Annotated in this window: 7 protein-coding genes and 3 pseudogenes; 1 reads left to right on the top strand and 9 read right to left on the bottom strand. The window is 40.9% G+C overall.

All coding sequences use genetic code 11. The annotated features are described in order from the left end of the window. The 5 genes and pseudogenes from FTT70_RS10835 to FTT70_RS10815 all read right to left on the bottom strand — a co-directional run. Positions 1-232: pseudogene (locus FTT70_RS10835) on the bottom strand (DNA polymerase V subunit UmuC); the annotation flags it as partial. Further along, a complete protein-coding gene (locus FTT70_RS10830; protein WP_000193118.1) occupies positions 229-801 on the bottom strand; it encodes a LexA family transcriptional regulator in 573 nt (190 codons plus the stop codon). The pseudogene FTT70_RS10835 and the gene FTT70_RS10830, both read right to left, overlap by 4 nt. A gap of 436 nt (positions 802-1,237) precedes the next feature. After that, positions 1,238-2,571 (bottom strand): annotated as a pseudogene (locus tag FTT70_RS10825) (ISNCY family transposase). 341 nt (positions 2,572-2,912) lie between these two features. Next, positions 2,913-4,072 (bottom strand): IS3 family transposase gene (locus FTT70_RS10820; RefSeq protein WP_154320140.1). Its coding sequence is split into 2 segments (ribosomal slippage): positions 2,913-3,838 and positions 3,838-4,072, totalling 1,161 coding nucleotides; the frame shifts between segments, so codons are not numbered across the junction. Positions 4,073-4,095: 23 nt separating this feature from the next. Continuing rightward, on the bottom strand, positions 4,096-4,524 hold the full coding sequence (locus FTT70_RS10815) for a hypothetical protein (protein ID WP_373682995.1): 429 nt from the start codon (positions 4,522-4,524) through the stop codon (positions 4,096-4,098). 49 nt (positions 4,525-4,573) lie between these two features. Here FTT70_RS10815 and FTT70_RS10810 point away from each other — a divergent pair. Then, a pseudogene (locus FTT70_RS10810) lies at positions 4,574-4,882 on the top strand (transposase); the annotation flags it as partial. Between the two features lie 49 nt (positions 4,883-4,931). Here the strand turns inward: FTT70_RS10810 and FTT70_RS10805 are convergent. The 4 genes from FTT70_RS10805 to FTT70_RS10790 form a co-directional block, all read right to left on the bottom strand. Continuing rightward, positions 4,932-5,456, bottom strand: a complete 525-nt coding sequence (locus FTT70_RS10805; RefSeq protein ID WP_154320138.1) for a hypothetical protein — start codon at positions 5,454-5,456, stop codon at positions 4,932-4,934. A gap of 494 nt (positions 5,457-5,950) precedes the next feature. After that, the gene (locus FTT70_RS10800; protein ID WP_154320137.1) at positions 5,951-9,190 is read right to left on the bottom strand and encodes a type I restriction endonuclease subunit R; all 3,240 of its coding nucleotides are present in this window, start codon (positions 9,188-9,190) and stop codon (positions 5,951-5,953) included. Positions 9,191-9,274: 84 nt separating this feature from the next. Beyond that, entirely contained in the window at positions 9,275-9,751 is a 477-nt protein-coding gene (locus FTT70_RS10795) for a hypothetical protein (protein WP_070153126.1), read from the bottom strand. A 28-nt stretch (positions 9,752-9,779) separates the two neighbouring features. Next, positions 9,780-10,313, bottom strand: coding sequence for a DUF2939 domain-containing protein (locus FTT70_RS10790; protein WP_167846516.1), 534 nt, complete (start codon positions 10,311-10,313; stop codon positions 9,780-9,782). Positions 10,314-10,317 lie beyond the last annotated feature (4 nt).

Below are 10,317 nucleotides of genomic sequence, written 5' to 3'. Positions count from 1 at the left end.
TGGATAACACCACGACCTGATGTTGCTGAACAATATCTTGTATTTGAAAGAGAGGAACGCCCATTTTGATGCCCAGCGCTTTGGCTTCATTACTTCTTGCCACAGCACAGCCATCGTTATTGCTGAGAACAATGACAGGTTTGTTGTTTAGACTGGGATTAAATACCCGCTCACAACTGACATAACAGTTGTTAATATCAATCAGGGCATAAATCCGCTCGTAACTGCTCATCTGAACTTCTTGATCACACTGGTAACCACACCCCAAATCAGCATGGTTTGATTATCTTTCAAATAGATATCAGCAAAATCAGGATTAGCCGCCTGCAACCAGCATTGATTACCCTCAATCATTAAACGTTTAATCGTAAAATCATTGTCTATCAATGCCAGAACAATATCCCCATGCTTGGCTTCAATACTACGGTCAACGATTAGCTTGTCATTCAGATCAATCCCTGCATCACGCATGGATAAGGATTCCACTTCAACGATAAAGGTTGCCTGTTGGTTTTGAATAAGAAACTCGTTTAGATCAAGGGTCTTATCGATATAGTCCTGAGCAGGGGAAGGGAAGCCTGCAGCAACTTTTTGCAAAGCAACAGGAATCTCATAATGTGTTTTTGTCTCAAGCAATGTAATAGAGGAAATATCGTTAAACTTTGGAGTGTCATTTTTTTTCAGGTATTTCTTGATTTCCAATACACGAGACTCTGGCACCCGAATGACCTTGGTCGGTTCGTTATAGACAAAAGGACGGCCAGAACCTTTGCGTGCACCACCATGCTTATTTTGCGTCATTTTTATTATCAATCTTGATTATGTAACATAATTAAGATTATAGAAAACTCAGAATATAAAAACAAGATTGTCCGTTCTTTAATAAAGTATTATCCCAAATCTTGGGATTGCCATGATATTAGCAAAGCCACAAGATCAGTCAGACGACACAATAAAGATTGTCTAATCCTTGATCGTAGAGACTTTATATTTGAAGCAACAGAAGACCTAAAGGGCTTTACTGGTATCCATTGATTGTTCAGCAACATTAAATAAAACCGTGGAACATTGATTAAAGAATAGGCGTGGAACGTGAAAAATCATAAAAAAAGCCCACTCGAGGGTGAGTGGGCTGTAAACTAGGTGTTAGCATACTGAATTATAACACAATTTAAAAAGCTGTTGTTATTCACCAATTAAAATGTCTATGCGATAAACCATTTAAAATGTCCTGTTTTTAACTGCAAGAGTCAAGAACAGGATTTAAATTTCTTTGTTCATTGCTAGCTTTCTGAGCTTTACGACTCGGCATACTTTTCTTGGCACGGGAACGTTTATTCTGTTTTTCCAACTCTTCATGCTGTTGTTGGATATGGGCCAGAACTGCGCCTAACCGTTTATTCTCAACCACTTCATTCTGCTGCAGTCCAGTCAGTTTATTGAAGATACTGTAGTTGATCTTCCGTCCTTCATACATGATCGCAACAGTGCCATCCGGGTACTCCAGAAATGAAATGTATTGTCCAACTAATTTCTGGTTCAATTCAGTCGGTTCAAGCATATAAATACATTTGTCATACGTCAGGGTTAGATTCTTGGTGACCTTACGTGGTTCCTGCCAGGTAAAAATATCATCCAGTTCAAGATCAGATTCGGTTAATGGTCGATGTAAATTCTTTGAGTTACGCGCACACTTGGCGAACTTCTGATTGAACTGCTCAATGAAGCAGGGTAGCCAAGCATTGGCTTCAGCAATCGAACTGATGCCTTCCAGACGCATCTCTTTGATCAGACGATCCTGAAGTGTCCTGTTAGCACGTTCCACACGTCCTTTGGCCTGTGGTGAGTTGGCAAAAATAATATCGATGTTTAACTCATTCAGAATCCGCCCAAATTGCGTGATCTTGCTGTCTTGGCTCGATTTCTGATTCACTCGGAATACTGAGTGTTTATCGCTATAAAAGGCCAAAGGCTTGCCATATTGCTTAATGTAGGCTCTCGTGGAAAGCATATAGTCGAAGGTCGTTTCAGCCTCACAAAAGCGCAGATGCAACAGCTTTCCAGTGGCGTCATCGATATAAACCAGCAAACAGCATTTGGCGGATCGTCCTTCAAACCAGTCATGATAGGAGCCATCAATCTGGATCAGTTCACCGAAGCAATCACGGTTATATCTAGGCTGATATGGACGTTTCAGACGCTTGGATCGCGGAATCCAGAGCTCATTGGCAGTCATCCAGCGACGAACTGTTTCCACAGGAATATTCAGCTCAAACATGCTGCTGAGCTTCTCATGCGCCAAGGTGGGCCCAAAGCCCAGCAGATGTTCAGAAATAATGGAAAGGCACTTTGCTTTTAACAAGTCATCATGGCGACGATGGCCAGGTTGACCACGACTGGCATGAGCCAGACCTGAAACACCATCTTGATTGAGCTTCTGCAATAACCGGGTAATTTGACGGGGGAAAGATTCAGGATTTCAGCAGCACGGACTTGGGTAATACGATGATCTCGAACGTCTTGCAGAACCGCAAGACGTTGAATTTCTTTGTCAGACATAGTGATCAGCATCTATATTTCATATCCAGTCCATGATGGTTAAATCATCATAAACTAGACATTTTTATTGGTGAGAATACAGACACTTTAAATGGGTTCTAACATCTGTATTTCGTATAACATTGATTATGTTAAATAGAATAGAATTTGAACGATAAAAAATTAACAGTCATACATTATCATTAACAAATAATAGGGGACATTTTTTATGGGTGATAAATTGAAAGAAATACCAGCACTTACTGGGTGTTTTATTGCGGGTACTCTAGTGCGTGTACAGAGGGATCTAAATTTACCACGGAGAATTTGGAAAAAAATCGAAGATATACAGGTAGGTGATCTAGTTTTTGATCCTAGACAGTATCGTGGACAACAAATCCCTCTAAATTCTTGAAATATTTCTGTTCAAAGGCTTCTGGGCTTAAACAGCCGTTTGCAGAATGTCTTCTGATTCGATTGTAATAAATCTCAATATAGTCAAACAAGACAGCATTCGCTTCTTTTCGAGTGGCAAATACACTGCCATGGACCACATGAACTTTCAATGTATGAAAGAAGCTTTCGGTCACTGCATTATCCCAGCAGTTTCCCCTGCGTGACATACTTTGAACGCAGTTATTCGTCAATAATAGCGCCCTAAAATCACGACTACAGTACTGTGAGCCTTGGTCCGAATGTACCATGACACCCATTGGATACCCCTGACGAGCCATTGCATAATGAAACGCATCACATACCAATTGACGGTCTATTCGATAGCTGGTTTGCCAACCGACAATACGACGGCTGAATAGATCCAGCATCACACATAAATACAGCCAACCTTGCTTAGTACGGATATAGGTAATATCTGTTGTCCAGATCTTATTGGGTTCATTGACCGTAAATTGACGATCTAACAAGTTAGGTGCTGTAGGCAAACGATGGTTTGAATCAGTCGTATGCTTGTATTTACGTGCAATCCTGCTACGTAAACCAAGCTTTTTAAGCATTCTTCCAACGGTTCGTTCGCTCATGCTGTAACCTAAATCATGCATGTCATGTACCAATGAAGGTGCACCCAATCGTGCATGATGCTGCCAATATACGGCTTTTAAATCATTATATTTCTGCGCTAGATTGGTCTGGCGCTTTCGCCAGGCATAATAGCCTGAAGTGCTGACACCCAGGCATTTACAGACAGAAGATACAGTGACTTCATTCACATCCAGATCTTGAATTACCGTGTACTTTTCTTGGCATGATCTGTCAGAAAGTACACATGCGCTTTTTTTAAGATGTCATTGACTTCCCTAAGCTGTTTGACTTCTTTCTCTAATTCCAATATCCGCTGTTGTTCTGGTGAAAGTTGACGTTTGCTTGAACCCACTGGATTGGCTTCACGAATCCATTTGTCTAAAGTTGAATAACCCACACCTAATTTCTGGGCGATTGCAGCTGTAGGCTCGTGTGAGTTTGAAAGTGCATAATCAATTGCTTGCTGTTTAAATTTGGGATTAAAACGTTTGGCCATTTCTTGGATCTCCAAAGTTAACGTTACGTTATCTTTAGAGGGAAGTACTGTCCATTATTTTGGCTAGGATCAACATGATGAAATAGCTCTCTTAAAATCAAAGGTTCAGCTTGATCAAATGCAATATCCCTAGTCTGAACGATCTGCTTCAAGAATTTATTCACATTGTTGTCGATATGAGTGACTGTGATCTCCTGCCAGATACTAGGCACAATCAGGGCTAAAGGACGTATTTTATAAAAATGAGAGGCAATATTAATCCCATACGGATCAAGATCACCATAAAATGCCAACAAGCAGTTATCCGATACTTGTTCTAATAATTTAACTACTGTTTTAATGTTGGCCCCATGCCCACGATAGACAAACAGGCTCGACTGCCACTCAAGAGGCAACTGCATATACCAATCAAATACCCTATTCATCATGGCACCATTTTCAATAATAATGATGCGCTGTATCGATTGTATGTCATCCCTGGATGAATTTGGTCAAAAGTGAGACGATAAATATCCTCAAATCAGTAAATCATGGCTTGCCAACTGGTCGAATCTCAACACGTTCTTTGCCTATCCAATGGACATTCGCAAGGCGATTTATACCACCAATGCAATTGAATCCTTGAACAGTGTCATTCGCCATGCCACCAAGAAAAGAAAAATCTTCCCAACCGATGAATCTGTGAAAAAAGTGGTATATTTAGCGATTATGGCAGCAAGCAAAAAATGGACGATGCCCATTCAGAATTGGAAAGCTGCCATGAATCGTTTTAGTATCATGTTTGATGAACGTGTAACCAAGTATTTTTAAAACCACATTTACACAGAATTATTTACACCCTCATTAAATAGTGTAATTATCAGTAGATACCAAATTTACAATCTTCAATGGCTTGCATTTTTTTAGTAGTTGACTCAGCCAACGTTTTACGTTGCTCTTGAATTGCAGGGTCACGAGTAAAAATAGGTAGTTCTTTAACTTTAGTCCGATATTCTGTTTCAATTTCATGACACACTTTAATATTTTCTATTGTTTTATTGACAAAATTTTCATCTACTTTTTTGTACTGATTTTTAGAAATACGTAATGTTTGACCATCATCAGATAAATGTAAGGGCATAGCAGCTAAACCATTATTAACCGCTAAAGTATCATCTTTTTTTTCCAATACGAGAGAACTTCCCTCTTTACCATTCACCACATTACTACGAGCAACCACATTTTCTTTAAGAATATAACTATCTTTACCCTCTTTAAAAATTTGCATAATGCGCTTTCCTTGCACATTTTCTAATTGCCAGTAGCCAACCATTTTGTCATGTTTATTACCACAAGCTGATAAAAAAACCGTCGACATTGATAATAAGATTACTAACTTTTTCATAAGTAAACCTCTGAAAATAATAAAGATTCTTCTAAGCACAACTTTTTATAACTATCACTAGTCGTTTTTAGGTTAAACTGAAATATATCAAAAAATAAATAAAATACATACATTTATTTTTAATTGAATTATTTCAAGTGGAAACTACACCCCAAATTTGCTAAATAGGTTTTCCAGCGTTTCAGTTATACAATGTTTTATGAGATCTGGACTAAATTCAACAGCATCATGAAAAGTTAGAACAACAAAATATCCGAAACTATTCCCAAAAGATGTCAAACAGGAAGCCCATTTGAAACTTTACTTAATGGAAAACGAATTTGGGCTGATAAGAATTTAGCCCAAATTTAACCTGACAGGCACAATAAAAAACGGGGAACTGTCAGATCAGTTTTGAGCTAGTATAAGTGAAGGGTTGTCCTTGTTAGCAGCAGTGTAAAAATGCCCCCTTGGTTATGGTTAATATAGCGGTCTTTTTGAACACTATCTGTACCCTATTCTTTTGAACTGGAAAGCTCTTCAGCCAACTGCTCAGCCTGTTCCAATACAGTTTCTGTAGCCAATAAAGCCATATCAGGTGGATAGCCATACTTCTTCAGCAATCTCTTCACGATGACTCTTAACTTTGCTCTAGCAGCTTCCTTGATCGTCCAATCCAAAGTCACATTCTTACGAATAGAATCAGTGAGTACGACTGCAAGTTCTCTCAATATGTCTTTCTGCATCAATTCTCGAGCACTGTCATTGTCTGCTACTGCTGAGTAGAACGCATATTCGTATTCAGTCAGGTTGAGTTCTTCAGCCAGTTTGTCTGACTCCTGAATTGTCTTAGCTAACTTGATCAGTTCATCAATGACTTCTGCTGCAGTAAGTACCTTGTTCTGATAACCCTTAATTGCTGAAATCAACATATCCATGAGCTTCTTACCTTGGGTGACACTGCGTTGCTCTCGTACCTTAATCTCATCACCAAGTAACTTCTTAAGTGTTTCAAGCGCAATGTTCTTATGCTTATAGTCTTTCATCTCCTGCATAAACTCATCAGAGAGAATCGAGATATCTGGTTTCTGAATCCCTGCAGCATCGAAGATATCTACCACTTGCTCTGTGACTAGAGCTTGGTCAATGGTTTGCTTTACCTTGGCTTCAAGCTCAGCATTACTTAAGCCAGAAATCTTGCCTGTACCATCACTAAACTTAGCAAGACGTGCTTTGACTGCTTGGAAGAATGCCACCACTGGTGCAGCTTCCATAGCATGTGGATGAGGTACAGCTAATGCGAATGCCTGTGACATCGCTGTGACTGCTGTCAGGAAGCGAGTCTTCCCTTCTCCTTGATCTACACCAAGGATATGCTCTTCCGCTTCTAAAATGATGTTGAGCTTACGAGAAGTATCTGCAGTGAAGTACTCTTGGTAGTTGAAGCCATGCAAAATGCCATCAAGCACTTCTAGCTTTTCTTGCAGGATCGTTGCAGCTTCATCCTGCACCAATGCAGGATCACCTTTACCACCTGCTTCTGAGTAAAACGATAAGGCTTCTTTCAAGTCAGATGCGATACCAAGATAGTCCACAACCAAGCCACCAGCCTTGTCTTTGTAGACACGGTTGACTCGTGCAATCGCTTGCATGAGGTTGTGACCTTTCATTGGTTTGTCGATGTAAAGGGTGTGCATACTTGGGGCATCGAAACCAGTCAGCCACATATCACGAACAATAACGAGTTTGAGCTTATCATCATTGTCTTTCATACGATCTGCTAAGCGTTGGCGCTGTTGCTTGGTAGTGTGATGTTTAGCAATCACCTCACCATCTGAAGCTGAGGCAGTCATCACAACTTTGATTACACCATCATTCAGATCATCACTGTGCCACTCTGGTTTGATCTTTACAATCTCGTTGTAAAGGTCTACAGCGATCCTGCGAGACATGCTGACGATCATGCCTTTGCCTTGGTTTGCATTGGCTTTAAGACGCTGCTCAAAGTGTTCTACGATGTCCTTTGCAATGGCTTTGATACGTTCTTTACTGCCGATCAAACCTTCGACTCTTGCCCACTTCGCACGTTCTTTTTGAGTTTGGTTTAAGTCATCTTCAGTAAACTGGTCATCAAAGTCTTCAATCAGCTCTTTGCCTTCCTCACTGATGGCAATCTTAGCTAGGCGGCTTTCATAGAAGATACGAACAGTTGCACCATCCTCCACTGCTTGCGAGATGTCATAGATATCTACATAGTTCCCGAAGACTGCAGGTGTGTTTACATCCGTCTTCTCAATTGGTGTTCCTGTGAAACCAAGGTAAGTAGCATTAGGAAGTGCATCACGCATGTACTTGGCAAAACCATAGACAGTACGTTTACCGACAACCTTGCCATCTTCATCTTTGACATCGACTTCCTTGGCATTAAAGCCATACTGAGAACGATGTGCTTCATCTGCAATCACGACAATGTTGGTTCGGTCTGACAGTTGCTCGTAGACGCTAGTGCCATCATCCGGTTGGAACTTTTGGATGGTGGTGAAGATCACGCCACCTGAACCCACCTTGAGTAACTCTTTGAGTTCTTCTCGGCTGTCTGCTTGTCGTGGTGTTTGTCTAAGGAGTTGGCTTGATGCAGCGAATGTACCAAAGAGCTGATCATCTAGATCATTACGATCTGTGATCACAACGACTGTTGGATTATCCAAAGCCAAGACAATCTTGCCTGTGTAGAAAACCATAGACAAAGACTTACCTGAGCCTTGGGTATGCCATACCACACCGGCTTTCTTGTCACCGACTGCTTGTTGCTGTACCAATTCGAGCTTACTTCTACCTTGATGTTGCATGGCAACTTCTGCTGATTTCGAGTCCGAGTTCACTGCAGACGCACGAATAGTCGAGAGGACTGCTGCATTCACTGCATAGTACTGATGATATGCAGCCATCTTCTTGATGGTCTTAATGGTGATTAAGCCATTGGTATCCTCGTGCTTCGTTGATTCATAGACAATGAAGTGTCGAATCATGTCGAGTAGTGTGACTGGATTCAGTAAACCATGAATCAGGACTTCTAGCTGTGCTTGTGTCTTCTTGGCTTTGGTTTGACCATTGTTTGTCTTCCACGCCATGTAGCGACTGTAGTCTGCTGAGACAGTACCTGCTTTCGCCTCTAAACCATCAGAGATGACGTTGAAAGCATTGTAGGTAAACAAGCTAGGGATTTGGCTTTGATAGGTCTGTATTTGCTTGTATGCGCCTTCTACAGTGGCATTCTCGTCTGTTGCATTCTTGAGTTCAATGACCACCAAGGGTAAGCCATTCACATACAAGATAATGTCTGGTCGTCTTGTCCAGCGATCTTCTTTGATGGTTACTTGATTGACGACAAGGAATTCGTTATTGGTTGGATTCTCAAAGTCAATCAACCAAGCATACTCACCTTGAGTGTTACCCTCTTTGCTCACCTCAATGTTAATGCCCTCAGTGAGCAGTCGGTGGAATGCTTGGTTATTACTGAGTAGATCAGGGGATTGAATATTGGTGACTTGCTTTAGTGCTTCAGTACATTTGTCTTGGCTTAAATGAGGATTTAAGCGTTGTAATGCATCAAGCACTTTGTCTTCCAAGATGACCTGCTTATAGCTTCGTAGAGGGTTAGTGCCCTTCGATTCAATCTCAGGTCCATACACATAGGTATAGCCCAATCCCTCTAGTTGCTCTATCGCCATCAGCTCAATGTCTGATTCGGTCATCTTAGTCACTTGATTATTTCCCCCTAAACTTATCCATATAACCTGGACTCATTAATTTTTTATATGATGTAAAGCTAAGAAACCTTATTCATCGTCCTGCACGTTATAGCCATACTTCTGCACAGCATTCTCAATAGCGCCCTCAAACTTATGGCAAACATATAGATAGAGTTCAGCATCTACCATCAGTACTCCAGGAACACCTAAACCATCATTGAGTGGAATCAGAGTCTTTTGTGAACCAATCTGAACTGTTGGTCGTTGGTATGAGCAATTCACAGTGACTTTATGTGGCGATCTATTCCAGTCAATTTTCTTGGCTTCCCACTCACGACTACCGCCCAGCAAGGTGACTTGAATCTTGGATTCAGTCGCTGTCTTATTCAGTTGTTTGTAAGAGACAAACTTGGCGACTGAACAAGGAGAGTGATAACAGGTTTCTATGACTTTACCTTTTTGTATGCCGCTATGATTGAATTTAGCCGGTGCTGCTTGAACGGTTGCAGCAAAGCTAACTACAGCAATCAAGCCAAATCCCATTTGAATCATGCGCTTTATCATTCTGTTTTTCCTCTTTGTTCTCTTTTACTTAATCCATCGGCACAGCGATCTTATTCACTTTCCAACTCAAACCATCACGAACCATTTTGACAGTGACGGCTTTGGAATCATTTGGATGTTGGATCACAACCTCAAAGTCACTGAATGAGGTATAGCGAGTTTTGTACTCTGCTTGATCTTCTTCTTTGGTTTCTGTTGTTGATGCTCCCTGTGATGAATGTGCTGCATCTTTAAGGTCTTTGCCTTGCATCATCATGGTCATCCCTTCAGGTGTGACAAAACCATCAATCATCTTGTCTACCATGGTAGATGCAAGCATGGCACCTAGTGCTGCGAAACCATCATCTTTATGGGTTGCCATCTCTTTCATCATCATGGCATTCATTTGATCTTTGAAGCTCTGACGCACACTTGGATAGTCGATGTACTTGGACACCTTTTCGCTATCACCTACTTGTGCAGCATTCTTGATGTTATTGATGGCAATGTATGGCGAAGCATACAAGTAGCCACAGATCACTACGACTAAGGCAATGATTGCCCCTATAATTTTTTTATTCAATTCA

Source organism: Acinetobacter sp. YH01003 (genome assembly GCF_013420525.1).
GTDB lineage: Bacteria > Pseudomonadota > Gammaproteobacteria > Pseudomonadales > Moraxellaceae > Acinetobacter > Acinetobacter towneri.
This window is presented reverse-complemented; position numbering and strand designations above follow the sequence as displayed.

Bases quoted from the DNA above. Each gene is read 5' to 3' on its own strand.
- FTT70_RS10805 (WP_154320138.1), bottom strand. From the start codon at position 5,456: ATGAAAAAGTTAGTAATCTTATTATCAATGTCGACGGTTTTTTTATCA.
- FTT70_RS10800 (WP_154320137.1), bottom strand. From the start codon at position 9,190: ATGACCGAATCAGACATTGAGCTGATGGCGATAGAGCAACTAGAGGGA.
- FTT70_RS10795 (WP_070153126.1), bottom strand. From the start codon at position 9,751: ATGATAAAGCGCATGATTCAAATGGGATTTGGCTTGATTGCTGTAGTT.
- FTT70_RS10830 (WP_000193118.1), bottom strand. From the start codon at position 801: ATGACGCAAAATAAGCATGGTGGTGCACGCAAAGGTTCTGGCCGTCCT.